This is a genomic window from Candidatus Nitrosotenuis aquarius (assembly GCF_002787055.1).
GTDB classification, from domain to species: domain Archaea; phylum Thermoproteota; class Nitrososphaeria; order Nitrososphaerales; family Nitrosopumilaceae; genus Nitrosotenuis; species Nitrosotenuis aquarius.
Genome location: NZ_CP024808.1, coordinates 1,376,728 through 1,402,547 on the forward strand (window position 1 = coordinate 1,376,728; position 25,820 = coordinate 1,402,547).

General features: G+C 43.8%; 26 protein-coding genes and 1 tRNA gene. 20 read left to right on the forward strand and 7 right to left on the reverse strand.

Annotated elements, in window-relative coordinates; translation table 11 throughout:
• The first annotated feature begins 1 nt into the window (after nt 1).
• Nucleotides 2-841: a metal ABC transporter permease gene (locus tag NAQ_RS07975; RefSeq protein ID WP_245871584.1), complete on the forward strand. Its 840-nt coding sequence runs from the start codon at nt 2-4 to the stop codon at nt 839-841.
• Here NAQ_RS07975 and NAQ_RS07980 read toward each other — a convergent pair.
• Nucleotides 834-2,450 carry a coiled-coil domain-containing protein gene (locus NAQ_RS07980; protein ID WP_100183023.1) on the reverse strand — a complete coding sequence of 539 codons (1,617 nt, stop codon included), beginning with the start codon at nt 2,448-2,450 and terminating at the stop codon, nt 834-836. The two genes, NAQ_RS07975 and NAQ_RS07980, sit on opposite strands and share 8 nt — an antisense overlap.
• A gap of 54 nt (nt 2,451-2,504) precedes the next feature.
• Nucleotides 2,505-5,222 (reverse strand): virginiamycin B lyase family protein, encoded by a 2,718-nt coding sequence (locus NAQ_RS07985; RefSeq protein ID WP_100183024.1) that lies wholly within the window; start codon nt 5,220-5,222, stop codon nt 2,505-2,507.
• Nucleotides 5,223-5,322: 100 nt separating this feature from the next.
• Between NAQ_RS07985 and NAQ_RS07990 the strand changes: the two genes are divergently transcribed.
• Entirely contained in the window at nt 5,323-5,943 is a 621-nt protein-coding gene (locus tag NAQ_RS07990) for a hypothetical protein (protein WP_100183025.1), read from the forward strand.
• Between the two features lie 7 nt (nt 5,944-5,950).
• Here NAQ_RS07990 and NAQ_RS07995 read toward each other — a convergent pair whose 3' ends face one another.
• Nucleotides 5,951-6,832, reverse strand: coding sequence for a cupredoxin domain-containing protein (locus NAQ_RS07995; protein ID WP_100183528.1), 882 nt, complete (start codon nt 6,830-6,832; stop codon nt 5,951-5,953).
• A 136-nt stretch (nt 6,833-6,968) separates the two neighbouring features.
• Nucleotides 6,969-7,754 carry a CFI-box-CTERM domain-containing protein gene (locus NAQ_RS08000; protein WP_320410615.1) on the reverse strand — a complete coding sequence of 262 codons (786 nt, stop codon included), beginning with the start codon at nt 7,752-7,754 and terminating at the stop codon, nt 6,969-6,971.
• A 109-nt stretch (nt 7,755-7,863) separates the two neighbouring features.
• Here NAQ_RS08000 and NAQ_RS08005 point away from each other — a divergent pair, with 109 nt between their 5' ends.
• The 5 genes from NAQ_RS08005 (at nt 7,864) to NAQ_RS08025 (ending at nt 12,212) form a co-directional block, all read left to right on the forward strand.
• Nucleotides 7,864-8,640 (forward strand): hypothetical protein, encoded by a 777-nt coding sequence (locus NAQ_RS08005; RefSeq protein WP_100183027.1) that lies wholly within the window; start codon nt 7,864-7,866, stop codon nt 8,638-8,640.
• 61 nt (nt 8,641-8,701) lie between these two features.
• Complete coding sequence (locus NAQ_RS08010) at nt 8,702-10,336, forward strand: peptidase (RefSeq protein ID WP_177585576.1); 1,635 nt, start codon at nt 8,702-8,704, stop codon at nt 10,334-10,336.
• A 48-nt stretch (nt 10,337-10,384) separates the two neighbouring features.
• Nucleotides 10,385-11,161 (forward strand): rhomboid family intramembrane serine protease, encoded by a 777-nt coding sequence (locus tag NAQ_RS08015; protein ID WP_100183028.1) that lies wholly within the window; start codon nt 10,385-10,387, stop codon nt 11,159-11,161.
• A gap of 30 nt (nt 11,162-11,191) precedes the next feature.
• A complete protein-coding gene (locus NAQ_RS08020) occupies nt 11,192-11,368 on the forward strand; it encodes a tautomerase family protein (RefSeq protein ID WP_100183029.1) in 177 nt (58 codons plus the stop codon).
• Between the two features lie 37 nt (nt 11,369-11,405).
• Complete coding sequence (locus NAQ_RS08025) at nt 11,406-12,212, forward strand: carbon-nitrogen hydrolase family protein (protein WP_100183030.1); 807 nt, start codon at nt 11,406-11,408, stop codon at nt 12,210-12,212.
• On the opposite strand, the gene NAQ_RS08030 is transcribed toward NAQ_RS08025, so the two are convergent.
• The gene (locus NAQ_RS08030; RefSeq protein ID WP_245871587.1) at nt 12,202-12,654 is read right to left on the reverse strand and encodes a topoisomerase DNA-binding C4 zinc finger domain-containing protein; all 453 of its coding nucleotides are present in this window, start codon (nt 12,652-12,654) and stop codon (nt 12,202-12,204) included. The genes NAQ_RS08025 and NAQ_RS08030 overlap by 11 nt on opposite strands.
• Nucleotides 12,655-12,702: 48 nt before the next feature.
• On the opposite strand from NAQ_RS08030, the gene NAQ_RS08035 reads away from it, so the two are divergent.
• The 8 genes from NAQ_RS08035 (at nt 12,703) to NAQ_RS08065 (ending at nt 21,407) form a co-directional block, all read left to right on the forward strand.
• On the forward strand, nt 12,703-13,857 hold the full coding sequence (locus NAQ_RS08035) for a thiolase domain-containing protein (RefSeq protein WP_100183031.1): 1,155 nt from the start codon (nt 12,703-12,705) through the stop codon (nt 13,855-13,857).
• Between the two features lie 12 nt (nt 13,858-13,869).
• Nucleotides 13,870-14,229: a Zn-ribbon domain-containing OB-fold protein gene (locus tag NAQ_RS08040; protein ID WP_420887480.1), complete on the forward strand. Its 360-nt coding sequence runs from the start codon at nt 13,870-13,872 to the stop codon at nt 14,227-14,229.
• Between the two features lie 70 nt (nt 14,230-14,299).
• Nucleotides 14,300-14,461 carry a hypothetical protein gene (locus NAQ_RS10195; protein ID WP_162858707.1) on the forward strand — a complete coding sequence of 54 codons (162 nt, stop codon included), beginning with the start codon at nt 14,300-14,302 and terminating at the stop codon, nt 14,459-14,461.
• A 63-nt stretch (nt 14,462-14,524) separates the two neighbouring features.
• Complete coding sequence (nrdD, locus tag NAQ_RS08045; RefSeq protein WP_100183033.1) at nt 14,525-16,624, forward strand: anaerobic ribonucleoside-triphosphate reductase; 2,100 nt, start codon at nt 14,525-14,527, stop codon at nt 16,622-16,624.
• Nucleotides 16,625-16,838: 214 nt separating this feature from the next.
• Complete coding sequence (locus NAQ_RS08050) at nt 16,839-19,493, forward strand: adenosylcobalamin-dependent ribonucleoside-diphosphate reductase (RefSeq protein ID WP_100183034.1); 2,655 nt, start codon at nt 16,839-16,841, stop codon at nt 19,491-19,493.
• Nucleotides 19,494-19,535: 42 nt separating this feature from the next.
• Nucleotides 19,536-20,642, forward strand: a complete 1,107-nt coding sequence (locus tag NAQ_RS08055; protein WP_100183035.1) for a hypothetical protein — start codon at nt 19,536-19,538, stop codon at nt 20,640-20,642.
• Between the two features lies 1 nt (nt 20,643).
• Entirely contained in the window at nt 20,644-21,312 is a 669-nt protein-coding gene (locus tag NAQ_RS08060) for a ribosome biogenesis protein (protein ID WP_100183036.1), read from the forward strand.
• A 22-nt stretch (nt 21,313-21,334) separates the two neighbouring features.
• Nucleotides 21,335-21,407: transfer RNA gene (locus NAQ_RS08065), tRNA-Gly, on the forward strand.
• Nucleotides 21,408-21,493: 86 nt separating this feature from the next.
• Here NAQ_RS08065 and NAQ_RS08070 read toward each other — a convergent pair.
• On the reverse strand, nt 21,494-21,664 hold the full coding sequence (locus NAQ_RS08070; protein ID WP_100183037.1) for a CDGSH iron-sulfur domain-containing protein: 171 nt from the start codon (nt 21,662-21,664) through the stop codon (nt 21,494-21,496).
• Nucleotides 21,665-21,736: 72 nt separating this feature from the next.
• Complete coding sequence (locus NAQ_RS08075) at nt 21,737-22,303, reverse strand: ester cyclase (RefSeq protein WP_245871589.1); 567 nt, start codon at nt 22,301-22,303, stop codon at nt 21,737-21,739.
• A 145-nt stretch (nt 22,304-22,448) separates the two neighbouring features.
• Here NAQ_RS08075 and NAQ_RS08080 point away from each other — a divergent pair, with 145 nt between their 5' ends.
• The 5 genes from NAQ_RS08080 to NAQ_RS08095 all read left to right on the forward strand — a co-directional run bounded on the left by NAQ_RS08080 (nt 22,449) and on the right by NAQ_RS08095 (nt 25,818).
• Nucleotides 22,449-23,345 carry a pirin family protein gene (locus NAQ_RS08080; protein WP_100183038.1) on the forward strand — a complete coding sequence of 299 codons (897 nt, stop codon included), beginning with the start codon at nt 22,449-22,451 and terminating at the stop codon, nt 23,343-23,345.
• Nucleotides 23,346-23,398: 53 nt separating this feature from the next.
• Complete coding sequence (locus tag NAQ_RS08085; protein ID WP_100183039.1) at nt 23,399-23,749, forward strand: winged helix-turn-helix transcriptional regulator; 351 nt, start codon at nt 23,399-23,401, stop codon at nt 23,747-23,749.
• Nucleotides 23,750-23,952: 203 nt separating this feature from the next.
• Nucleotides 23,953-25,023: a hypothetical protein gene (locus tag NAQ_RS08090; RefSeq protein WP_100183040.1), complete on the forward strand. Its 1,071-nt coding sequence runs from the start codon at nt 23,953-23,955 to the stop codon at nt 25,021-25,023.
• Nucleotides 25,024-25,103: 80 nt separating this feature from the next.
• The gene (locus NAQ_RS10200; RefSeq protein ID WP_162858708.1) at nt 25,104-25,247 is read left to right on the forward strand and encodes a hypothetical protein; all 144 of its coding nucleotides are present in this window, start codon (nt 25,104-25,106) and stop codon (nt 25,245-25,247) included.
• A 94-nt stretch (nt 25,248-25,341) separates the two neighbouring features.
• Nucleotides 25,342-25,818, forward strand: a complete 477-nt coding sequence (locus tag NAQ_RS08095; protein ID WP_100183041.1) for a Dps family protein — start codon at nt 25,342-25,344, stop codon at nt 25,816-25,818.
• Nucleotides 25,819-25,820 lie beyond the last annotated feature (2 nt).

Here is a 25,820-nt window from a genome sequence, read left to right on the forward strand (position 1 = left end):
TATGGCACTTGAAGTCTTTGGCTATGCATTTATGCAAAAGGGACTCATTGCCGGCTCCGCAATTGCCATAATCTGCTCCCTGATGGGCACATTCTTGGTTCTTCGGCGATATTCCTTGTTTGGCGATGCATTGTCCCACATGGCGTTTGGCGGAATATCTCTGGGGTTGTTCTCTGGGATTTATCCGCTGTGGACTGCATATGCTGTTTCTATTTTGGGTGCGCTAGGCATGACCAAGCTTCGAAAAAGCACGAAAATCTCTGGCGATGCGGCAATTGCTGTATTATTGGTGTCTGGATTTGGAACCGGCGTATTATTGATATCTGCAACAGGGGGATTCTCTGTGGATCTGTTTAGCTTTTTGTTTGGAAGCATACTTTTGATCAGCAACGAAGACACCATACTTATTCTTGGGATTAGTACAGGTGTAGTTGCATCTTTGGTGTTGTTGCGAAAACAACTGCTTCATTTTACTTTTGATGAGGAGCAGGCAAGAGTAAGCGGACTGAATGTTGATAGGCTCAACTATGTTTTTGTAATAATTTCCGGAATCACAGTTATTACTTCGATGAGGCTGGTTGGAATTTTGCTGATATCTGCGCTGATTGTTCTGCCAAATATTACAAGTATGCTTTTAGGTAAAAGCTTCAAGCAGACAGTAATTGCATCGATTTCGATTTCCATGTTCTCTGTTGTACTTGGAATAGTATTGTCGTATTACCTTGATTTGGCGCCATCCGGCACAATAGTGATGATCTCTGTTGCTATCTTGGTTGCAACCCTTTGTGCAAAATATCTTGGCTTGATTGGTAAAGCCACGCCACTTGCAAAAGCTATCTAGTAAAGTGGGAAAACGAGTTTCTCTTGTCGTCTTCTGATTCTAACCGCTTTATCTGAAATTTCAGATCGTCAAATTCCAGCTGGCACTGGCGTTTTTTGGAGTTTAGCTCATCAAATGCGTCTTCCAGCTTTTGGATTTTGTCTCGAAGTTGCGAGATCTCTGCCTTTAGCGAGTCCCGCTCTGGCCTCAGATATGATATGACATCGCGGACGTCTTGCAGTTCCTGGGCTGCCAGCCTTTTTTGCTCATAGTCCATTTCTGACTTTTTGATTTTTGATTTGAGGTCGGCTAGTTCGTGCTCAAGGGACTCTTTTTCTAATTTTAGATGAGCAATTATTGCCTTGAATTCCCCAAGTCTTTCCTTTTCTTGCTGCCTTTGCTCAATTTCGTATTCTGCCTTTTTGATCTTGTTGTGCATTTGCTCTAGTTCCGCCTGCAGGGTTTCCTTTTCCGCCTGAAGTGAGGACACTGAGAATCGCACGTCTTCCAGCTTTTCACTTGCCATTTTGCGCTCTTGGTATTCAAGCTCGGCCGTCTTCGTCTTTGATCGAAGCTCGTCAAGCTCCGATTTGAGTGCCTGCTTGTCCAGCTTGAGGTATTCGAGAACCGATCTTGCGTCTTGGATCTCTTTTAGGGCTGAGATTTTTTCCTCATATTCCTTTTTTGCGCCTGCAATCTTTTGTTCTAGTTCCTTGAGTTCTAGTTTTGGTTCTTTGTTTTGATTCTCTAAATTTTTTACTTCTAGCTGTAATGCCTGTTTTTTTGATTCTAGTGATTTGACTTGAGTGGTGAGATCCTCGATTTGACTTGTCTGCAGGGTTTTCTGCTCGTATTCTAGTTCTGCCTTTTTTATCTTCCATCGCAGCTCTAAGAGTTTCTTTTCTCCATCCTTTAGCTCTTGCTGCTGGATTTGTACTAAGCCTCCCAAGTCTTGTGTCTGTATTGAATTGAAGCTGACCAGATCCTGGTCAGATGTGGCTGCATCAAATTCACTCATTGCAGGTTCACTCAAAGTGCTTAGCTGTAATGTGGAATCATCTGAAGAATTTGTCTGCTGTCGTACTTCGTTTAGCTTTTCTCGAAATTGCGCTATCTGGGATTCTTTTTGTTTTATTGTGTTTTTGAATTGTTGGAGTTCTTCTCGTATGGAATCTGCATCCGATTGTAAATCCGTTATGTTTGATTGGGCATATTTTGTTATCATGTTTGCAATTTTTTCTTCATTTTCTTGTGATTGAGGAGTAAAGTTTACACCGTCAAACGTGCAGCTTCCTGAATCATCACAAAGTGGGTTGGATGTGAGAAGATCTTTGATCTTTGCTACGCGCTCTAGGCCTTCCTTCATTGATGATACCATCTTGGCAGTCTCGCTCACGTCGTCTGTCATTGCCGCAATGGACTTGGTTGTCTCTTCAAAAATCTGCCCTACTTTTGTAGCAGATGTGGTTGCATCTGGGGATACTTTGTCTTGGGTTTCCTGAGGAGTTGGCGCACTGGCTTCTGGCGCTGCCTTGACCTCTTCTTTTGACTCTTCTCCAGTCTTTTCCTTTAGTCTATTTGCGAAATATCCGGCCCCCTTTTTGGGCTGGCTGTCTCCAGAACTGTGCATGCTTGAAAACAGGCAAAGTGGAATAATACCACATTGTAGTTCAAAAAGAACAAACTAGTCTATCAGAGAATCGATTCTCCGCTTGTCGTAGATGCTTTTTACAAAAAACAGCGAAGTGGCAATTATTCCGCCAGAGATCAGGGGCGATGCCAGCTCAAAATATCGTATCTCAAATTCTTGTTGCGACGTGGCACTCATTTGTGGAATTTCTGATATGGTTACGTGGCCAAGCTTGTTTTGGCGTTGTTCTACAAACCAAATGTCACCGTTTTTGTCGTTTAGCAAAAATTGCGTAAACGTTGTCTGCGACGGTATGTCTAGTTCTGCAAACTCGTCCTTTTGCTGGTCATAGATGCCAAGCCTGTCTGTTGTGTGCTGTGCAATCCATAGATTTCCGAACTTGTCTGGAGCTACTGCAAATGGCAATGAGTTTGGATCAGTCACAGTAACTACACTGCTAAATGTCTCCAGATATGGGTCGAATCTGACTATACCTAGCGCGGTGTGCTCTGATACCAATAAAGTTCCATCTTTGTCAAATAACAAAAAGAACGGCTCCTTTAGTGGCACTGCTGGAGAGAATTCTCGCATTTTGCCTGTGCTTGGCTCGATTACTCCGATTTTTCCTCCCTGGGACTCTGCAAACCAGATCATTCCGTTTTGATCACGAGTCAGTGCAACTGGGCCTGAGGGGTTTGTTGGGATTTTGTGTTCTGTGAACTGCTCAGATGTTACATCATATTTTAGCAGCATGTGCTGGTCTACTAGTGCAATCCAGACATTTCCGTCATTGTCTGTCTCAAGCGATATTGGAATCGACTTTATTGGAAGTGGAATTATTGTGAATTGCTCTGATTCTGTGTCAAAGTAGCCTATTTTTCCTTCAGGCGTGTCGGTAAACCAGATTCTGTTGCCGTCAAGCTTCAAAAAGACGGTTGTCTTTCCCTCAAACTGGTACGGGGTGAACTGTTTTTCTGATATGGAAAACTTCCACAGCCTTGGCTTTGATGAATCGCTAAGCCAGATGTTGTCTCCATCATACACGGGATAAAGTGGGGCTGCATCTTCTGGGAGGGTATATTCAGTAATGTCTGTTTTCAGCTCAGAGAGTCGCGGTTTTACTATCACGGAAAAGCTGACACTTTCGTTTGGGTTGTTGCTTCTTTGCGCATCGATTTCTATGTTCCATGTTCCAGAAAAGCCAAATGTCATCTCTCCCCTGTATCTGTTGTCTTTCTTTTCAAGTGGAATTGCTATTGGCGAGATATTTTTTTGTGGGTTTGAGACCTTGGCGCCAAGCTCTGTTAGGTCATCAAGTGGTTTTCCATTGGAATCTAGCACTGTAATGGAAATTGTGTTTGTGCCGCTCTTTAGCGGGGTAATGTCCACTGCAAATCTGAGGCTCTCTGAGAATACAAAAGTGCTAAAACCATCTGGGATTTGTGATCGTGTTTCCTCGCCCTGGCTTGCTGGCAGAGATGAATTTGCCAATAATGCCACAACACCAATGAGTATGATTCCCAAAACTGCCTCCATTCTCAGTGATCTTGCAAGCTTTTGATGTACTGGCGATCCGGGCGACCTTTCAGCAGGCCTCTGAATTCTAAACTGGTTGTACCCGCCCAGTGCAACCATTGCAGAGCCGATTGCTATTTTTGCAATGATCATCCAGCCATAATATGACTGGCTCAACAAGCTTACATCGTCTTCTAAGAGCCACAACAGCGTAGGTCCAGTTATGATTACAATTCCTAATGATATTATGATCACAGAGGAAAATCTTGGAATCACCAAGAGGCTGGCAAGCTCTTTTTTGGTATTGTCAAGTTTTCCAAGTGCCGGAAGCAGGATGAATCCAAAGAATATGACTCCGCCAATCCAGACTGATGCTATCAAGTTGTGCGCATAATCAATTACTATGGCAGAAAATTGCTCACTGGCTGCTCCATGGCCGATGGCAGTGGTGGTGCCAATTAATGCCAGTGACAATCCAAGCACTAGGAGCTGTTTTTTGGCAGCACCTGCTGTCTTGTTTTCCAGAAGGAACCAGACTGCAAGCAAAACAACGGTTAGGCCCATGCGTATTATCCAAATTGTGCCAAAGGATGTCTCCAAAACATCCGATGCCGAAGTCTGAAGTCGTATTGTCTGTATTATTAGCATCATGATGTTGGATGCAAAGACGGCAAAGAGGCCGATTCCTGTTATTGTGGAGAATTTGCCGTGAAAGAATTTTTGAAATTCGACATTTTCTCTGATCCATGGCTTTTTGACTCCTCGCCATATCAACAGTGACGAAATTGCAGCGCCAAGAACAATTACCTGACCTACTAGGCCTGGGAATCTGGCGCCTGCCTCTGGAAAGTAGATTTGTTGCTCTATTGTGATTTGCGGCGGTGGGGGAAGCTCCACATCTCCCACCCCAAATACAAATGCGTAGGGGACTAGGTGTCCGTCCACCTTGGATAGGACTTGGGTTGTTACTGTGTATACACCGTCCTGCAGGGGAGGGGTGGTCACAGTAAGGACTGACTCGTCATCGGGATTTGGGTATTGGGTGTTTTTGTTGTCTATTTGGTTGCCATTGTTGTCAAAAACCTTGATGTAGCTAAATCCAACATCAACTGCTTCTGAGAAATCAATTATAATTTGCGTAATGCCTGCGCCGACATTTGTGGACGCTTTTGGATTGGAATCATCGATTAGTGGATGGGCGTATGCCAAGGGAATTGATAATGCAAAAAACAGCAAAAGCACAGCTAGAATTTTCAATCATATCATAATGGCTGATTTGCTAATTTAAACAATCTATCTGTTTGATAGTTCTACCAGTTTCACAAAGTAAATAACTTGATCATCACTAAACACGGTTGTGAAAGCACAGTTTTTTTTGGCCGTGGCAATAATTGCAATATCTGTGGTGACACCTGCATTTGCGCACAAGACCGTATTTGTAGAACAATATGAAATCGAGGTTGGTTGGCGTGATGAGCCGCCACTTGTAAGTCAGCAAAACGCAATTGTGTTTGCCTTTACCACTGATGAGGGTGAGGGAGTCAGTACCGGCGTGACAAACGCATTTCGAGACCTAACTGCAACTATCGAGTCTGGAAGCGTATCAAAGCAGCTTGACGTATTGTCAGATTCCAAGGCAGGCCATTACTATTCTAAAATAATCCCCACCCAGACGGGACCGCTCACCATAGAGCTAAAGGGAACCCTAAACGGAGTGGAGGTAAATGAAGCAGTGGAAATCGAGAGCGTAGAGAGCATCAATGTCATAGCATTTCCTCCGACTGATGCAAGTGGGCTGCCAGACTTGGCAAAAATAAAGAACACACTTGGACAGCTCCAGCAAGATGTTGCGCAAGTCAAGCAAGGCGGAGTTTCCGGCGGCGAATCTGGCAAATCATATGACTATGCAATGTTTGCGATGGGTCTTGGAGCTGCAGGTGTAATACTTGCAGTAATCAGTCTGATAAAAAGAAAATAAGAGAATTCTAAAGTCTTGGAATTACTTTAGATCGTGCTGTAACTACAACAATGCTTACGATGGCTACTGCCAAGATAATCATTGCAAGTGGACCAAATTCTGGTACTACTTGAGCAGATACTGTTTCGCCCATTGGACCAGTCCAGTTTGCCTCGTCATCTGGCAATCCTATTCCTAGGATTGTGACTTGGACATCTAGTGGGCTGTCAGAGCTTAGAGCTGCAGTTGTGTATTCTGTGACACCGCTGTGTACATGTTGGGATGTTTCTGCTAGGACTTCGTTGTCATCCTGAGTCACGGTGATCTCAAAGTTCACGTGCTCAATTGGGTTTCCATCTGCATCAACAAATTCAACTGACACCATAGATTCTGCGCCTTCTGCTGGCTCATCAGAGTCGATGTGCACCATGACAGAACCGTCCTGTGACATTACCATTGCACCATGTTCACCATGTGCGTGGTCGTCTGTGGTTTCCTCATCAGTGTGTTCCTCATCTGTGTGCTCTTCACCGACTGCCTGAACAATTACTGTTCCTTGCATCCATGGGTGTACTAGGCAAAAGTATGGGAATTCGCCTTCTTCCTCAAACATGTGCGAGAAAGTCTGTCCTGATAAGAACAAGCTGCTGTCAAAGATTCCGTCTGGACCGTCATTTGGAGTTCCGCTTGTTACGGTATGTGAAGCACTGTCGTCATTTGACCACACTACTTCACTTCCTGCATCAATTGTTACTTCAGCTGGAATGTAACATTCGTTGGTTGTTTCGCAGCCAGGTGTTGATGAGCCTGCTGGAACGCTAACCTCGACAGTTACATGATCTGCAAATGCAGGAACAGTTGCCATAACAGCAAAAATCGCCAAAATGGATCCTATTGCTATTGTCTTCATTGGCCTCTCTGCAATTGTAGGCGAATAAAAATCCTTATTCAGAATTGCATCTGCTACACGCACAAAATCTCACTAAATCTAAATCATCATTCTTTAGTGGTATTTGTAATCACTTGTATGCGTTTTTATGAATTGATCATTTGGTGAATTTTTTAATAAATTTTCTAGTTCTAATAATTATAATCGCTGGTATTGCAACGTAAATTCCTGCATTGAGCAGTATCACACCAATTCCATAACCTAGCATTTCAGATTCTGAGTCAATGTCTGCATAGCTTAGAATTGACATTGTCGATAGCATCGGAGTTATGACAGCTTTGACAATTTCCCTAAAAACTGGGCTCTGCCTTTCCAGATCAGCTATTCCAGGACTAAATGAATAATAGAATTCGTTGAATCCAGCCATGAAAGCCGTGCCTGAACTTGTCCCAAACAGAACATTATTTCTGATTTCTCGTAACATTTGGACCTGTGGTGCAAGCTCGGTTCCATGGGCTGCAGTTGCAATAAGGCAACCAGACTCTGGTACATCTTGTGGAGGCGGCGTTGATTCTTGAGCCATTACAGTAAAGGAAACCGTTTCTAGTGGAATCGGCTGGAACAAAATTCCCTCAACATCAATTGATATTTTGTTTTCACCTCCTTTGAATTCGATTGGTATCGTAACTGATCCTAGAGATGTGTGGGTGCTAGGTATTGGGCCAAAGATTGGCGCTCCATCGTTTGTAACCGTTACTTTGTAGTCGATGTGCTCTTGTATTGCGTTTGTCTGTGGATTGACAAAGTCGATTTTTAGCTTTGTCTGCTCAGTTACGCTTGGTTTTTCTGGATCTGTTGATATGTTGACAAGCAGTGTTCCCTGATCAGTTGGCAATTGTTGAAACTCTGCAAATGCTGGCGCGGTAAATAGCGGTAATAGCAACAAAAATAGAAATTTCACAGGTATAGTTGTGGCTTGATTGTATTATAATTTGCTAATGATTGGTTTTACCCTAACATTATAATGCTGAATTGTTTTTTGTAATGTTGTGATGAATAAATCAGTGATCTTTGTATTATTTTCATTTTTGCTAATGTCTACCGGATTTGCAAGCGCACAAAGCCCAAATTCAATTCAGGATATAGCGTACAGTGCAAAATTTGTGTGCGGTTCCATTCCAGACGACACAGGACCGTTGCGACCGGGACACTATGACACCTCAATTAACATACTAAACAACAAGGGATTCCGGGTGGGTATAATGTGGACTGCAGTGATTAATGATGGCCCAACATCGAACGCCATTTTCAAAAACCTGGAGGCAGAAAGCTCTACTGGCATGGACTGCAGAGACATAAAAGAAATCTTTGGAATTGACACCAAGGAACTAGTCGAGGGCTTTGTAATAATCAAAATACCAGTTTCCTCGCTGAAAGGCCTCAGCAACGAACAAGTCGTGTTGGACTTGACTGCAGATGCGACAAACATTCTTGATGTCCAGATATTCTACACCGCAAACGCCCTAGACACACTACCGCACGAAATTGCCGAAGAAAAAATCTCATTTTACATTATACAGGATGGCTCTGGCAAAATCCCAGATGAATCCTATAGAAAACTGCTTGATGTGACAATGCCTGCAACACTAAACCAGATAACTGACACTGAGCAAAAAGTCAAATCAGCACTTGCAAAAAAATATGACCTGAACAAAAAGGACCTAGAAAAAATTATACTTCGCATCAAAGACATCTCGATTGGCGTCGGCTCGCTCTTGGATGATCATGCGGTGTCATTGCATGTTGTAAAACCTAGGATCAACCAGTAGTTAATTTCAGAGTCTCAAATCTTCTTAAAAGTTAAATATGTTCCAGAAGGCCTCCAGATCGATGGTCTCTCTCAAGTTTTTTGCTCCAATTTTAGCTGTTTTGCTTTTCTCTCAAGTGTTTGCACTTGCGCCAGCTGCACATGGGGACGGCCTAGCACAGGAAAACCTCCCGCCTGCAAGTTTTGGAAGTCGTGAAGCTGCACTATTTATCAAAATTAATCCGCCGATTCTCACAAAGGATACAGTTGGAGATACGTACCTGCAGCTCAAGCTCTTTGACGCAAAGACAGGCCAAACAGTCCCGCACACATCCTATTTTGTGGAGGCATGGAAGGACGAAAAGCTGTTACTTAGAAGCAATTTCCACGCACACTCTGGCGATCTTACCCTGAAGATCAAGCCAACCAATGTAGATGTGAACAATGTGGTGGTGTATGGTGATCAGCTAGAGCAGCTCCCAAACACATGGACTGCGTTTGGCGACAAAATTGACGTTTTGGCGCCAGTACTACTAGAATCCGGCCTGTACCATTTCAAAATCACAATAACGGGAATTGACTTTGACAAAAACATTTTTGCGGAACAAGACTACAAGTCATTTAATTCCTGGCTAAGCGTCGGCGATGTATCAAACCAAAAAATAACATACAATGGTAAAACCTATGAGACATCTGTGGTCTCATATTATGACCTAATAGAAAATTTCAAGTTTGATTCGGCAAAAAAGGCAATCTCATTTTCAATGCCGTTTAACTGGGATACAAAAAGAATTGAGGGACAGCAGATCTTTGTGCATCAAGAGGTACGTGTTCCGCAAACCTTCAAGGAATTCACAGATACCACTGCATACCAGGGAACGGTAAACGGCATTCCGACAATTGGCAGAATGCTGATACTGGATCCATATTCCGTGGAGGGGACTTCAATTTTGCACTTTTTGATAAACAAAGAAGACATACTAAACATGGCACAGAAGATCCCGGCTGGTGCCACGACAATGGACTTTGTAGTGTATCCGACAACTGCAGTGCCAAAAAAATCATTTGATGTCAAGTTCTCCACTGGCGCTACTGCCAAAATTTCATTTGACTCCAATCTGGGCGTATCGGATACAATTCCGTTGCATTTTACGTTCTTTGACAAGAATGGCCAGATTCTCAAGTATGTTAGATACATCTATGCCATTTCTGATGGGACAGGAAAAACACTTGTGACTAATCTGGGCGATGACCCACAAAGACTAGGAATCTTCTCAACTGAGGGAATTGATGTCCAGGAATTCAAGTTCCCAAAGGAAGGTGACTACAAAGTAAGCCTTGGCATAATCAGCCACGGCTTGGATGACAGCACTACATACTATACACAAAGCCCAAGTGCAGCCACAATATCGATAGGAAAGGGCGGCTCGACATCGCCACCAACCCCATCGTACACAATACCGTCATGGATCAAAACCAACGCAAAGTTCTGGTCAGATGGAAAAATCACAGACAAGGACTTTGTAAACGGAATTCAATATCTAATAAAACAAAACATAATCAAGATTCCATCAACACAAAAAGAAGGCGCCGGCTCATCCACAATCCCTGCATGGGTCAAAAATGCCGCCAAGTTCTGGGCGGATGGCCAGACAACCGATGCTGACTTTGTCAACGGCATACAATTTCTGATCAAATCTGGAATAATCAAAGTATAACCACAAAACCAGATTTACGTTTTTATGCAATGGATCAGTTGACTAGCTATGCTTCCAATTAGGGACGAAAATCCAAAGCCAGCTGGCTACAAGCCAAAGATGACAATTGCCCTGATTGCGGCAAACGTGATAATTTTCTTCATTGAAGTTGCAATAACTGGTCAGTTCTTTGAATTCAACAATAATCGGGCAGCTGCATTTTTCTTTGATTGGGGGGCAGTTCCTGCCTGTGTCTCTGGCGATCGAATCCTGAATTTCCAGGACGTAGAGATTGCCTGCCCTCCAGAGCCAATGATTACACTGCTTACCTCTACATTTCTCCATGGCGGTGCACTGCACCTTGGCGGCAACATGCTGTTTTTGTGGATCTTTGGAGACAATATTGAGCTGAAATTCGGCCGACTAAAATTCCTTGGAATCTATCTGATGTGGGGAATTGTGGCAGGCCTAGTCCATATTGTAGGCGATCTGAACAGTCCAATTCCCGCAGTGGGGGCGTCTGGCGCAATCTCTGGTGTTTTGGGTGCGTATTTGGTGATGTTTCCGCGCGCAAAAATTACCACGTTTATGATGCTCGGATTCTTTATGAGGATGACGCACGTTTCTGCCAAGTTCTTTTTGCCTTTCTGGCTCATCTTCCAGAACTTGCTTCCGTTGTTTGTAGGCGGATTTGGCTTTGGCTCCGGCGGCGTTGCGTACTTGGCACACATTGGGGGATTTGTAATCGGCCTTGCTACTGGATATGCATACAAGAAAATGCGCAGCGGCGAGTTCACATATGGAACTAGATATGGCTCTCGATACGGCTGGAAGGGCGACATCTAGTATAAATTCAAGAGAGAAAAAATTTCTTTCATGCCAATAATTACAGTCTCAATGTATCCTGGCAGAACCACACAACAAAAGGAAGAATTTGCAAAGGCAATCACAAAGACTGCAGTTGAAATTCTCAAGACAAAAGAGTCTCATGTTATAGTGGTCTTTGAGGACAATCCAAAAGAAAACTGGTACCTTGCAGGCAGCCCCCTGTAAGGTGCTACTTTTTATCTAATGGTGTAATACCCAAGCCATGAAGGTAGCTGTAGTGCAGTTCAGGGCGTCAACTGACAAGAAAAAAAATCTAGCAAAAATTCTGGACTATATTTCTGCAGCTGCAAAAAAAGGCGCGCAGCTTTGCGCATTTCCTGAATTCATGATGTTCTATACTACATCAAACCAGTCTGCAAGACAGCTAGCAGAGCAAGCAGAGACAATCACTGGAGATTTTATTACACAAATAGCAAGAGCTGCTAGGAAAAACAAAATCGAAGTTGTAGGAACAATATATGAAAAAAGCAAGAAAAAAGATCGTGTCTACGATACTGCATTTGTAATTAGCAAATCCGGCAAAATAACATCTACATACAGAAAAATCCACCTGTATGATGCGCTTGGCTTTAGAGAATCAAACAAGCTAGAGCCTGGCCACAAAATTACACCGCCAACTAAGACAACGCTTGGCAAGCTTGGCATGCTCATATGCTATGATCTGAGGTTTCCTGAAATGTCAAGAATTTTGGCTTCATCTGGTTCTGAAATTCTGGTTGTGCCGTCTGCGTGGGTGCAAGGGCCGCACAAGGAAGACCACTGGCTTGCGCTAAACAAAACCCGTGCAATAGAGAACGGATGCTATGTCATTGCACCAGGACACCTAGGCAACATTTACTGCGGAAGGAGCCTAGTGGTGGATCCCTATGGAAAAATCATACTGGACATGAAACACAAGTCCGGAATTGGAATTGCAGACATCTCGCTGGAGCTAGTCAAAAAGACAAGGCTGTCGCTGCCTCTCCTAAAGAATAGGAGGACCGACATCTATTCTGATCTCAGTCTTTAGGCTTTTTTGTTGGGCAGTGATAATTTGCGCATTGCTTTAGCCATTTTTGCTTTCTGGAATATCGGTATAGTATCATGGGCCACTGGCACTCTGGGCATGCAGACTTTGTAGCATAGATCATTGCCTTTTGGAGCATTGGCGATGAAGCCTTGCAACCATTATAGTAATTGGAGCATCCCATGAATCTCTTCTTAGTCTTCCTTGACCGGATAACCATAAGCTTGCCTATTTTGCAACTGGGACATGGTACTAGTCCGTTCTTTGGCTCGTTTGATCCCAAAATCACGTACTTTTTCTTGCTTGCGGACCATGACAGAAAGGAGTTTGCGTCATAGTATTGGCGCATCTCGGTTTGGAGCTTGGTGACCTTGCTTTTTGTGACTCGGATCTTGCCGAGCTTTTTGGGTTTGAGAGCTTGGACCAGCTTTTGTTTTAGCAACACTATGATATTCCATGAAGAATTTTTATATGGACTTGGTCGAAAACTGTCGTGGAAAAGGTCTGCGTTCTTGGCGCTGGTAGCACCAAATATGGAAAATTAGAAGACAGCATTACAGATATCACTATTCAGGCATCAGTTGGCGCAATCGAAAGTGCAGGAATCGATCCAAAAGAGATCCAGGCAGGCTACATCTCTAATGTTTTTGGCATAGCAGACAAGCAGGTACACCTAGGACCAGTAGTCATGAGCAACCTTGGAATTCCAGAAAAACCATCATTATCAATTGAATCGGCATGCGGATCCGGCTCGGTATCGTTTAGGGAGGCATTTGCTAATGTTGCGGCTGGATTTTACGATGCGGTTCTGGTTGCGGGAACAGAAAAGGTGACCCATACAGGTACAGAGTGGACTACAACTTACTTTTCATATTGTTCTGATTTCTTTTATGAGGGTGGTGCAGGTGCATCATTTCCGGGATTGTTTGCGTCAATGGCACGTGCATATTTGACTGAGTTCAAGGCAACAGAAGAAGACCTCGCGCGTGTGGCAGTAAAAAACCATGAGAACGGCCTGCTAAACCCAAAGGCGCACTTGCGAAAGAAAATTACAATTGATGATGTACTGAATTCAGCAGTAGTGGCAAGCCCACTAAAACTATACGACTGCTGTCCGTTCTCTGATGGTGCAAGCGCAGTCATACTTTGTAGCGAAAAATTCGCAAAAGAACACTCTAAGGATTATGTTAATGTAATTGGATCGGGAAGGGGTGGATCACCTGCAACCCTCCAAGGAAGAGATCATATGACTACCATACCAAGCACAAAGCTGGCTGCCCAGGCAGCATACAAGATGGCAGGAATTACACCAAAAGACATTGATTTTGCAGAGGTTCATGACTGCTTTACAATTGCAGAAATCGTGGACACTGAAGATCTGGGATTCTTTGAGAAAGGCCAAGGCGTTCAGGCAGTAAGAGAAGGCAGAACCGCCAAGAACGGCGACATTGCAATCAATCCATCAGGCGGACTAAAAGCAAAGGGTCATCCAATTGGCGCAACAGGCGTAGGACAGGTAGTTGAGGTATTTGAGCAATTAACAGGTAAGGCAGGTGAGCGCACCGTTCAGGACGCAAAAATCGGCTTGACCCACAACTTTGGCGCAACTGGAGCCAGCTGCGCAGTTCACATTTTCCAAAGCGTGTAATCCAACTTGACAATGAAGCAAGAATTCATAGATGCTGTCAAGTCAGGCAAGGTTCTAACCAAAAAATGCACAAAATGCGGTCATTTGCACCTGGCAACCGTGTATTTTTGCCAAAACTGCGGCGCAAAGGGCTTTGAGAACAAAATTCTGGATGGCACAGGCGTAGTTGCCACATATACAATAATCACGGTTCCTCCGGCAGGCTTTGAAAAATACACCCCGTATGCCTGGGTTGTGATGAAAATTGACGGATACGAGATTCGAATTTCCGGCTTTTTGGGCGGAATTGCCTCCCCTGCACAGCTCCCAGTTGGCGCCAAGATCAAAATAACGGGCTATGATGATCGCGGAATCCTCTTAGAAAAACAGTAAATCGTTTTTCACCAAATTAATCGCAAAAATCAAAAAAGGTTCTTAATAGTTTTGCCAAACTTTGATCTCTATGTCAGTTGATGTTACCTGCGGCAAGTGCGGATCAAAAATATCAAACATGAAAATGCTAAAGTCCGTCAAGGATGTCATGAAACACTACAATTCCAAGTGTCCCTCCTGCGGTCAGACCCTGTCTGCCTCGGAATTTTCGATCGACGTTTCCAAAAACTGATCCGTAAAGTTTGTTTTTAGAAACTTCACAAGTCTTATTTAGTACTGATCTGGACTCATATTCATGAGTATTGAGGCTGCTGGGATGATCGATCCCAAAAAGTCTGGCGGAATTTTACAATCTACATCAAAACGCGTAAGAATGATCTTCTCTGTCATGGCAAGTCCAAATAGAATTGACATCTTAAGAATCCTAAACTCCAAAGGCCCACTGACATATTCTGAACTAAAGTCGCTTGCTGGATTCAAGTCCAAAAAAGAAAGCGGCAAATTTGCATATCACTTAAGAAAGCTACTAAGGCAGTCGCTTGTTGCGCTAAACAAATCCGAGAGACGCTACACCATTACAAATCTCGGCAAGCTAGTACTAAGTCTGGCTCGCCAAATAGAAGAGCGCTCTATCATAGAGTCTGGCAAAATGTATGTGCGAACCTCGCATGAATCAATCGAGGAATTCAACTCTCACAAAATCATCCAGTCCTTGGTACGAGAGGGAAGCCTTCCGCTGGAACTGGCTCAAAAAATCACAGAAGAAGTGGAAAATCGCATTTACAAATACCAGACGACCTACCTTACAGGCTCGCTTATTCGCGAAATGGTAAACTCTGTGCTGCTAGAGCATGGACACGAGGAATACCGCAACAAGCTCGCACGCCTAGGCATGCCTGTCTTTGACATTCAGGAAATGCTCACAAACGTCGACAATATCGACAATGGCGCGCAGGGATTGTTCTTCAAATCCGGCCAAACAATCTTTGCGGAAAACCTGCTACTAAACGCGCTGCCAAAGGATGTGGCAGACTCGCATCTCTCAGGCGACATCCACATTTCAAATCCTGGAATCTGGTCGTTGCTTCCTGATACGATCTTCTTTAATCTTAAAGAACTCATCGAGGACGGAATTGATCTCAAGGGCAAATTCCTAGGCGTTAGCAGAATTGCAACAGTCAAGACACTTGACAACCTGATGTCGTCTCTATCAATGATCATATCTTTGGCATCAAAGGAGGCATCAAAGGAAATAATTCTGGATGGCCTAGTGCAACTTTGCACAAAACACGCAAAAAACGTAGCCGAGCTAGAGGAAAAGCTGGTCGGCTCACTGGTCACCTCTTCTACTGCATCCAAGTATACAAAAGAACCGACGCTGGTATCGTTTAGAATCCAGTTAGGTGCAGAGCCAAAGATTGTCGCAGCAATACTAAACGCATACAAGAACTATGTCAAGATGACCCCAGTACCTCAAGTAGGACTAGTCATTGACTATTCGGCAGGCAAGGTATCTGATGTTTCGCAAATCGTTTCTGAAATCATATCGATTGGTGGCAAAATTCTCTTTTCCAAAGACGAGACCTCGTACAGCGGAATAACAAGGATCAAGGCAAAGAACAGCACTTCATCAATAAACCTGCAGTCATTGACAATAAACCTGCCAAGACTTGCGTTTGAATCAAACAAGGACGAGACTTACTTTAGAGCAAGACTGGCGTTGTTAATGAAGCCGGCACTTGCTGCAATGTCTTTGCGCAAAAAAGACATATCCGATCTTACCAGGCGCGGACTAAATCCAGTCCTTGCGGCAAACACGCAATACATGCAAAGAAGCTCAATTGGGCTGGTTGTAAATCTGGTAGGCCTAAAGGAGGCAGTCTTTAACATACTGGGCTATTCAGACGACAAGGAAGGCCACGAAATACTCTACAAAGTACTCCAGACGGCAGTCGATGTAGCCGAGAAAAAGGGCAAGGAAATGGGCGACTCTGTCATTGTAACCATGACGGAATCCGACGGCACGCCTAGATTTGGCTCACTGGACGGAGAAAAATACGGCAAAATGTCGGTTCTCAAATCACTAGAAAGCGGTGGCTACTCACAAGGAGTCGTCATTTTAGCCTCGGAATTAGACTCGCTGAGTGCAAAATCCGAGAAAATCTCAGACGCCAACAAGACGGCCAAGATCCTAAACGGAGGCCTGCTGGTACAGGTGCGATTTGAGCGTGATTCCAAGGTGGAAGACATCAAAAAGGCAATAGAAAAGGCAGGCGATCTGATCGGCTCCTTTAGACCAAGCAAGGACGTTCCCATCTGCGGCAACTGTGGCTTCAAGGACGAAAAGCTCTTTGAGAAATGCCCGTCCTGCAAATCCCCGTACATCATCAGCTAAGAATCTGAAAATCGCAAACTTCATTTCTGTGGGATAAAAATTATCACTCCTTGATGAGTCGATCACTTTCAAAAATAACGCAAATCGTTTTTGGGGCCACGAGTGACCAAAACGAAAATTCTTGGAATGGTGTAAAAGTTGTTGAGCTAAAATCTGAAACTTTTCGGCGTCACGGTTATATCCAAACCGATTATACCTACTGAGGGGAGACAATATGACAACAGATTTTTCTCAAATTGAAAGTTCGATCGTCGACGTAAAGAAGCGCGACGGACGAATTACAGCATTTAATAAAGAAAAGATCACAAATGCGATCTACAAGGCTCTGGTGGCAAACGGCCAGCCAGACCGCAAAATAGCTGACGAGCTGACCAGCGGAGTTTTGGACAAGCTAATCCAGCAGGGATTTTCGGCATCCAGCCCGCCATCCGTCGAGGATGTTCAGGACATGGTCGAGTCGACACTAATCGAAAAGGGCTATGGCGAAATTGCCAAAGCATACATTCTGTACCGACACGAACGTCGCAAGGTACGAGAGGACAAGATGAAGGTTCTCAATACCAAAAATCTGGACTCTGTGGCAAAATCGTTTGACCTAAACTGCCTTCGAGTCTTGGCATCAAGATACCTATTGCGAAACAACAAAAACGAAATCATCGAATCGCCAAGCCAAATGTTTGAGCGAGTAGCAATCCTAGTTGGAGTCGGAGACATTCTCTATGACTCGGAATTATACGTCAGGGAGGGAGGGGCCCACCAGGACGCCGAGGAAGCAAGAAAATACTTGGCAAAACTAGATGACTTTGATTACAAATTCAAGGTAGGCCAATACTATCTGAACAAGTATCATTTCCGCGGACTGATCAACCAGTACGTGTACCTGGCAAAGCGCGGCCAAATGAAAAAGAGCTTCAAAGAAGTACTAACATTGCTTGCAGCAAAAAAGTTTGAGCAGTATGCGGATAGAATAACAGAATATTACACCCTGATGACAGAGCAGGACTTTTTGCCAAACTCACCGACAATGATGAATGCAGGCGCAAGACTAGGACAACTGTCTGCATGCTTTGTCTTAGGCATGCCTGACGACATGGGAGATATCATGAAGTCGACATCCGATGCCGCACTAATATTCAAGTCCGGCGGAGGAGTTGGAATCAACTATTCCGACCTGCGACACGAAGGAGACATTGTTGCATCCACATCTGGTGTTGCATCAGGACCAGTCTCTTTCATGAATATTATCAACACCGTCACCGAAGTAGTAAAGCAAGGCGGCAAGCGACGCGGCGCAAACATGGGCATCCTAGAAGCATGGCATCCAGACATTGAGAAATTCATCACAAACAAGACCAAAGACGGAATCTTGGAGAACTTTAACGTCTCAGTCGGAGTCTGGGAGGACTTTTGGTCTGCACTAGTAGATAGTTCTGATGGCAAATACACACTGCGAAGTCCAAGGGACAGAGCACCAGTAAAAGAAATCAATGCACACCAGCTAATCGACCTGATTGCTCTTTCTGCATGGAAGAGCGCAGAGCCTGGCCTGATATTCTTTGATAATATCAACAAGTACAATGTCTTTGCAAAGGCAAGGGGCGGACCCCTGAGGGCAACCAACCCGTGCGGTGAGCAGTCACTGTACCCATACGAGTCCTGCAATTTGGGATCAATCAACCTGGCAAATCTTGTAAAGAGAAAGGCGGACGGCCAATACGAGTTTGACTGGCAAAGATATGAGGAGACCATACGCAAAACAACACGATTCCTGGACAATGTAATTGACATGAATCACTATCCAGTCCCAGAAATAGACCAGGCATCAAAGGAATCACGAAGAATCGGCCTAGGTGTCATGGGCGTAGCAGATCTGCTATACAAGCTAAGAATTCCATACAATTCTAAAGAAGGATACGAATTCCAGTACAAGCTAGCTGAAGCACTCACGTATTACTCCATGGAGGAAAGCGTGGCTCTGGCAAGATCCCGTGGAGAATTTGATCTGTGCTCAAAGACTGAATATCCGGAAGGCAAGATTCCAGTCTCTGGATATTATGAAAAGCCAAAGGGCGAGCATTACTATGACTGGGACGCACTAATCGCAAAGATCCAAAAGCACGGAATAAGAAACGTTCTGACCACAACAGTAGCGCCAACAGGAACACTATCGATGATTGCGGACTGTTCCAACGGAATGGAGCCAACATTTGCTCTGGTGTTCGAAAAACGCGTAACGGTGGGACGATTCTTCTACACCAACAAAATATTCGAAAACGTATTGCGCGAAAACGGCCTGTACTCTGAAGAATTACTGGCAAAAATAGCAGACAACTATGGTTCCGTTCGTGGACTAAAGGAAATCCCAGAATGGATTCAAAACATTTTCGTCACTGCAATGGACATTCACTGGTCTGACCACTTGATGGCCCAGGCAGTATGGCAGGAATGGATTGGAAATGCTATAGCAAAGACAATCAACATGCCACATGACGTTTCAGCAGAAGATGTCAAGGCTGCATATCTGCTAGCGCACGAGCTTGGCCTCAAAGGCATTACGGTGTACCGAGACGGCTCGCGACACACCCAGGTATTGCACATGACTAGCGAGAACGCCGAAAAGACATTTGATGTTGTTGCCAGCTCATTCCTAAATGAGTTCATCTCAAAGAGCATCAAAAACAACTACATCCGAACCCAGGTCAATAATGCACTGCAGCTCAAAATCCCTGAAGAGCCACTACTAGAACAAATAGCAAAAGAAGAAATATCAGAAGAAATGCTTTGCCCGTCCTGCAAGAACGCACTGGTGTTTGTGGAAGGATGCAGCATCTGCATTGAATGCGGATTCTCTGGATGTACGTCTGGATGACTCCAGCCTAATTCTTTTATTATCACTTTTTTCAATTCCTCTGTGGACAAGAAAATATTCATCGCAATAGGAATAGGCGTGGCTGCCATTGCTGCCTTGCTTATATCATCTAGTATTCCACAAGAAGACGTCTTTGTTGTACAGCAAAAAAACGACAAGCTGGGAATCATAGTAAACACACCAACACAGCAGGTAACACTGGATCAGATCAAGAAAACCTACTCTAGGGCAGACGAGTCTGGTGCAGGCAGGACAAACCTGTACCTGTTTTGGAATCATGTCGAGCCAGAGCAGGAAAAATACAATTTCCGAGACACTGATGTTTTGATGAGCCTAAACAAGAACAATGGAATGCAGACGACACTATACCTTTCCATAGTAAACGGCAGAACAATAGGACCATATCCGACATGGATGGGAACGCCTGGCTTTGGAACTCTATTGGAGACAAAGGCAACTACAACACTGGATGCAATTCTTACCAGATATGACGGCGCAATTGATAGTGTAATAATTGGCGCAGAACTGGACTCTTACTTTGATGATGCAGACGGCAGCGTGAACTTGTACCGGGAATCATTTAACAATATTTACAGTGAATTAAAGCAAAAACACCCAGACGTCAAAATGGGTAACGCGTTTTCTTTGAATAATGTACTGAACAAAAACCTGACCAGATATGTTTCTGAATTTGCAGACACTGGCGACTTTGTTGCGTTTACGTATCTTCCAGTAGACAGAATAAACGACATTACAAAAACGCCAGCTCAAGCCCGAGCAGACCTACAAAAAGCGCTGGATATGGTGCCAAACAACCAAGTTGTGTTCTTTGAGCTTAGCTGGAGTACTGCGCAAGACATTGGAGGATCCGAGCAAGGCCAGGAGGAATTTATCAAAACCGCATACGAATTCTATAGGGAAAACCAGTCAAAAATAGAGTTCTTCAACTGGTATAGGATCTATGACAGGCCTGACGGCTCTTGTGTAATAGACCAAAAATTTGCAGAATCTCAAGTGTCTCTGACAAATAACGATCAGTATGTCCGAGAAAGACTTGGCAATTACATTTGCAATGCAGGGCTGCTAAAAACAGACGACTCTGCAAAATCTGGATGGGATGAGCTGAAAAAGCAAATCGGCTCTAGCTAAAATGTTATCACTAGTAATTGCAGAGGCCTCACTGGAACTAGTCCCAAAGGAACTGTACCGCCATAATGCCATTACCGCATACTGCAGAAAGATGGACAAAAAGCCGTCTGAAATTTTGCTTGATAATTCGTGGCATTTTGGGGCAATGAAGGGCCTAAAAAACGAGATAAAGCGGGGACGACCTGATTTGGTGCATTTTTGCCTGCTTGAAGCATGTACAATACCGCTGTACTTGGAAGACGAAGTTTCTGTCTATGTGCATACTATAGATGATAAAGTAATCACGGTGGGCGAGCGAGTTCGGCTCCCAAAATCATATCACAGATTTGCGGGAATAATGGAGCAGCTGTTTGAGAAGAAAGTAATCAAATCAGACGATCAGAAATTATTTGAAATCCAGAACATGAGTTTTCCTGATTTGATTGATACAATAGAGCCAGACCAGGTAATTGGGCTGTCATCTGAAGGCAAAAAGAGCAGCTACGAATCCGTGGCAAAAATGTGCACGGATGAGACCTGCCTAGTCATTGGAGGATTTCCAAAGGGAGAGTTTTTTGATTCTACAAAGAAAAGCATTGATTCGCTATATTCGGTGGATGAAAATCAGCTGGAGGCACATGTTGTGGTTGCTCGAACTTTGTACGAATATGAAAAAACCATTTTTATGTAGGCGCAAGGCGACTCCAGTTTGTGCGGCCGTAGTATAGCCTGGTAGTACGCTGGACTTCCAATCCCGTTACCCGGGTTCAAATCCCGGCGGCCGCACCTGAATGTATATCATTGAGAAGAATTTTGTATTGTTTCCAGCCCTTGGACAAGTAAAAATTGAAATTTTTTAATAAATAAAAATTCTAAACCTCGATTTCTGATGCTTTTGCCTTGAATCCTATTTTTTGGTGGGATCCATCGCAATGAGGTTTATTGTTTGATGCACCGCATCTGCATAATGCAGCCACTGTCTTTCCATCTACATCTACTAGGCATGGGCCATTTTCAGTGGCCTTGATTGTGATTTTTGCCATTGTTTGGTATAGTAGTTAGATTCTCATTAATCTTTCTTGATTATCTCAAAAGATACTACTAGTGCTAGATGATTAGGCCAATCCAATCTGTTTCATAAATTCTAGGTTATCCCAGAATAGATATTCCTCATCCATCACACCATCTTTCCAATGGCCAACAGTACACATTATCAATTTGAAAGATTTTCCTGTTGGTGGAATCGAACTACCATCTGGCAATGGCATTGGCTCTGTGAATGTTCCCTCAATAACACCAATAACACTAGTCCACTCTCCAGAAGCTATCTTGACTGGATGTACTTGGATACGTGTGTCAGGCGCATAGACAAACATCGCCTTTAGATCTTCGATGTGTGGTTCAATACCTTCTGTCTGCCGTCCGTCTGGCCAGTGTACTATAATGTCGGGTGAGTGGCTCTCATGCAGTCGCTCCCATTGTTGGTTGGTAAAGACATCAAAATCCAACGTATCGAAGGTTTTGATATGTTCGGCGGCAAGACTTTCGGCAATTTTGTATTTTTCTAATTCTATTTCTGCATTTGTGACAGTCACAGATTGACTTTGAAAAATCGCATAACCTATTCCAAGACCTGCAAGAAATGTACCGATTGCGATTCCTGCGAGTATTGATTTTGTCAACAATATTCTATTGTATTGCAATTATTTATCGAGATCCTAAGAAAATAGTTGCTTGGTAACTTTTCTCTAACCTAGTTAGATTCTCTTATCTTACTAAGTAAGTAATTACTACTATATTTAAATAACATACTTCCTATACTATACCGTGAAACAAAACACAAACAACCAACAATTAGAAAAAGAAAGCGGCCGATCAGTATTGCAAACAGTCAATGCAAAAACCACCACGGAAGGCGAAGGATTCTTGGTGCACAGGGCATTTCCAAACTATTCACTGCGAGAGTTTGATCCGTTTCTTCTACTAGATGAGATGGGGCCAATAGTAATGCCTCCAGGCCAGGCAAAGGGCGCACCGGACCATCCGCACAGGGGATTTGAAACAGTCACATACATGTTGGATGGAGTCTTTGAACACAAGGACTCACACGGACATGCAGGCAAGCTAAATCCAGGCGATGTGCAATGGATGACTGCAGGCTCCGGCGTAATACATTCAGAGATGCCAGAAAAGGAATTTCTGCAAAAGGGGGGAAGATTGCACGGCTTTCAGCTGTGGGTGAATCTGCCAAAAAAAGACAAGATGACAAGGCCGCACTACCAAGACATTCCGGCAAGCAAAATTCCCATAATACAACAAAATGGTGTTTCTGTCAAGGTAATTGCAGGAGACTCTATGGGCCAAAAGGCAGTAATTGACACCAAGACTCCGATCATATACCTTCATTATATATTGCAGCCAGGCGCCAAAACAATACAGGCCGTTCCGCAAAACTATAATGCATTTGCATATGTGATTTCTGGCAAGGGACTTTTTGGCTCTGACAAAAAGCCTGCACATAAAGAGCAGGCGGTTCTTTTCAGGCAGGATGGCAACGAGATAACAATTGAATCACTAGATGAAACACTGGATGTTCTTTTGATTGCCGGCGTGCCAATAGGTGAGCCCATTGCCAGGTACGGACCGTTTGTCATGAACACAGAGCAAGAGATCAGAGAGGCAGTACTGGACTATAATCTCGGCAAAATGGGAAAAATTGACTGAGTTTCAGCCCCCACAATCATTTTTTATAATTAGATAATGTTTTGCTACTAGGTATGGAAACAGAATCTGAAAAAAACCGCAATATACAATGCAACGTTGATGAAATCTGGAACGTTCTTGGAAAGACTTGGGCTTTGCTTATTCTCAAAAAGCTAACCGAAAACGAGGTCACCAGATTCAACGAAATAAAAAAAGCCATACCGCAGATAAGCAACACTGTTCTCTCTGAGAGACTGCACGAGCTGGAAGAACACGGCCTGATTACAAAAAAGATCTACGCTCAAGTTCCAATACGGGTCGAATACAGCATAACAAGACAAACCAAAGACCTCGGCAAAATCCTAGAACGACTTGACGGCTGGGTCGTCAAGTGGAGAAAGGAAAAATCAAAAAGAAAAACCTAGTTCTTTGCCCAATTTTGTTTATTAATGAAAAAAAGCAAAATCTAGGCACGACGCACCTTACTTTTGCCAAAAACCTCCATTAAACTCCATTTAGAATCATTTTGTCTCATTGATTGTTAGGTGCTGAGCCTTTCATTCATGGAGTGTTTGTCTAATCTGAATAAACTAGACCATAGATTACAAACACAGCTTCACAGCATTGGATGGGTCTAGGCGTATCTATTGCAGGTGGTATAGTATGTGCAGCCCTAGTTGGCGTGCTTGCTATTTTATTTTCAGTCACATCCCAAGTTCATGAGGTAAACTCGGCAAGATCCCAAAGCTCAGAACTGGATGCGTCTTTTGTACATACGGATTTTGATTTTGAGAATCTATATGCCCAGTCTGGCAGCGACAGGGTAAGCTTTACTTTACAAAATACTGGCGGGGAAAAACTTTGGAACTATGACAAGTTTTCTGTGATAGTAACGTATAACGCAAGCATCTCTGGCTCTCCAGTGCTTACATCGGAGCGACTCAGCTATAATTCAGCCCAGTCATTTACAGGAGGCGGTGTCAGCAGTGGAAGCACCCAGTATGCCAGGCCAGACCAGGATGTTTCAAAAGAAAACTGGGACGATGCGGCAGGCGGAGACAACGACAACGTACTATATGATGAAATCAACGAATCCACTCAAAACGATTCCAACTATGCAACGTCCGGCTCGCTGAGTCTCTTGGACACTACAGAAACCTGGGAAGTGGGACTATCAAACATAATTGATCCGCAATCATCGTCTGGTCATATAGTTCGATATGCTTACGGCAAGGACGCATCGGGTGGAAGTGTCATAGATCTCACTGTGAGGCTAATGCAGGGAACCACCCAGATTGCGTCCTGGACCCACAACGGCATAGGAACCGGATTTACACTTGCAACACAGACACTTGGCGTAGCCGAGGCAGATTCTATATCGAATTATTCCGATCTTAGGTTACGATTTACCGCGACTTATTCAAGCGGAATAGCTGCAAGGTCTGCCCAAATATCATGGGCCGAGCTTGAAGTACCCCCAGCAACCGGAGTCTATGATTGCTCTGCCGTCTCTGTGACTGCCGGCAAGTGGATATTTGATAGAATTAGTGGCGATGGATTTGATCCACGTCTCTTAAACTATGGCGAGGAAGGCAAGGTCTGCATTCGGTTATCAAATAATGTCCATGCCGGAAGCAGCGTGACCGTATTGCTTGCAACAGACATTGGCAAGACCAAGTCAAGCACTATTACAGTCTAGATGCCAAAATCAACAATCTAGCTTATACCCAAGCAGTTTAGCTGACGAATCCCTATCAATTGGGCATCATATCGCACAATATGGAAAACAACCAACCAAAGAAAAGCCACTGGAACAGGGAAGTCAGAGCGCCATTCAAAAAAGTAATTGCATGGGATGTCTTGTTTTTTGTTCTAGGAATCGGCGTAGGACTCGGAATTGGTGCATTCCTAGTAACGAACTAGGAATCGCCTATTTTTATGAAATCATGTCAAACAACAATCATACTGGTATAGAATATCAGTAAACATTGTATATTGTAAATGTAGTTGATAACCAATGGACAAAGTAAACATCGGGCTTTCCCCAAAGGCACGACAAAAAGTAGTTACAGTGCTATCTGGTGTAATAGCGGACCAGTACGTACTGTACACCAAGACAAGAAACTATCACTGGAATGTCACGGGAGAAGACTTTGCGCAATACCATGAATTGTTTGAAAAACAATATTCCGCAATTGACGAAGACATTGACGATGTTGCAGAGCGAATTCGAGCACTGGGCACCAAAACCCCGGCAACACTAGCTGAATTTGTAAAATCCGCAACACTCAAGGAACATCCTGGAAAATACCCTCCAGCCAAGGCAATGATTGCAAATCTGCTTGCAGACCATGAGGCAGTAATTCGAAGCCTGCGAAAGGGAATCGAAGTGTGCGACGACGTAGACGATGATGGAACAGAAGACTTTCTCACACAACTAATGGAAAAGCACGAAAAGACTGCATGGATGTTACGCGCAACACTGGAAAACTAATA

Excerpts from the sequence above, each read along its gene's own strand:
- NAQ_RS08040 (WP_420887480.1), top strand. The coding sequence starts at position 13,870 with ATGAAGCAAGAATTCATAGATGCTGTCAAGTCAGGCAAGGTTCTAACC.
- NAQ_RS07980 (WP_100183023.1), bottom strand. The coding sequence starts at position 2,450 with ATGCACAGTTCTGGAGACAGCCAGCCCAAAAAGGGGGCCGGATATTTC.
- NAQ_RS10195 (WP_162858707.1), top strand. The coding sequence starts at position 14,300 with ATGTCAGTTGATGTTACCTGCGGCAAGTGCGGATCAAAAATATCAAAC.
- nrdD (WP_100183033.1), top strand. The coding sequence starts at position 14,525 with ATGAGTATTGAGGCTGCTGGGATGATCGATCCCAAAAAGTCTGGCGGA.
- NAQ_RS08005 (WP_100183027.1), top strand. The coding sequence starts at position 7,864 with ATGAATAAATCAGTGATCTTTGTATTATTTTCATTTTTGCTAATGTCT.
- NAQ_RS08025 (WP_100183030.1), top strand. The coding sequence starts at position 11,406 with ATGAAGGTAGCTGTAGTGCAGTTCAGGGCGTCAACTGACAAGAAAAAA.
- NAQ_RS07975 (WP_245871584.1), top strand. The coding sequence starts at position 2 with ATGGCACTTGAAGTCTTTGGCTATGCATTTATGCAAAAGGGACTCATT.
- NAQ_RS08050 (WP_100183034.1), top strand. The coding sequence starts at position 16,839 with ATGACAACAGATTTTTCTCAAATTGAAAGTTCGATCGTCGACGTAAAG.
- NAQ_RS08095 (WP_100183041.1), top strand. The coding sequence starts at position 25,342 with ATGGACAAAGTAAACATCGGGCTTTCCCCAAAGGCACGACAAAAAGTA.
- NAQ_RS08085 (WP_100183039.1), top strand. The coding sequence starts at position 23,399 with ATGGAAACAGAATCTGAAAAAAACCGCAATATACAATGCAACGTTGAT.
- NAQ_RS08060 (WP_100183036.1), top strand. The coding sequence starts at position 20,644 with ATGTTATCACTAGTAATTGCAGAGGCCTCACTGGAACTAGTCCCAAAG.
- NAQ_RS10200 (WP_162858708.1), top strand. The coding sequence starts at position 25,104 with ATGGAAAACAACCAACCAAAGAAAAGCCACTGGAACAGGGAAGTCAGA.
- NAQ_RS08020 (WP_100183029.1), top strand. The coding sequence starts at position 11,192 with ATGCCAATAATTACAGTCTCAATGTATCCTGGCAGAACCACACAACAA.
- NAQ_RS08010 (WP_177585576.1), top strand. The coding sequence starts at position 8,702 with ATGGTCTCTCTCAAGTTTTTTGCTCCAATTTTAGCTGTTTTGCTTTTC.
- NAQ_RS08070 (WP_100183037.1), bottom strand. The coding sequence starts at position 21,664 with ATGGCAAAAATCACAATCAAGGCCACTGAAAATGGCCCATGCCTAGTA.
- NAQ_RS08090 (WP_100183040.1), top strand. The coding sequence starts at position 23,953 with ATGGGTCTAGGCGTATCTATTGCAGGTGGTATAGTATGTGCAGCCCTA.
- NAQ_RS07995 (WP_100183528.1), bottom strand. The coding sequence starts at position 6,832 with ATGAAGACAATAGCAATAGGATCCATTTTGGCGATTTTTGCTGTTATG.
- NAQ_RS08015 (WP_100183028.1), top strand. The coding sequence starts at position 10,385 with ATGCTTCCAATTAGGGACGAAAATCCAAAGCCAGCTGGCTACAAGCCA.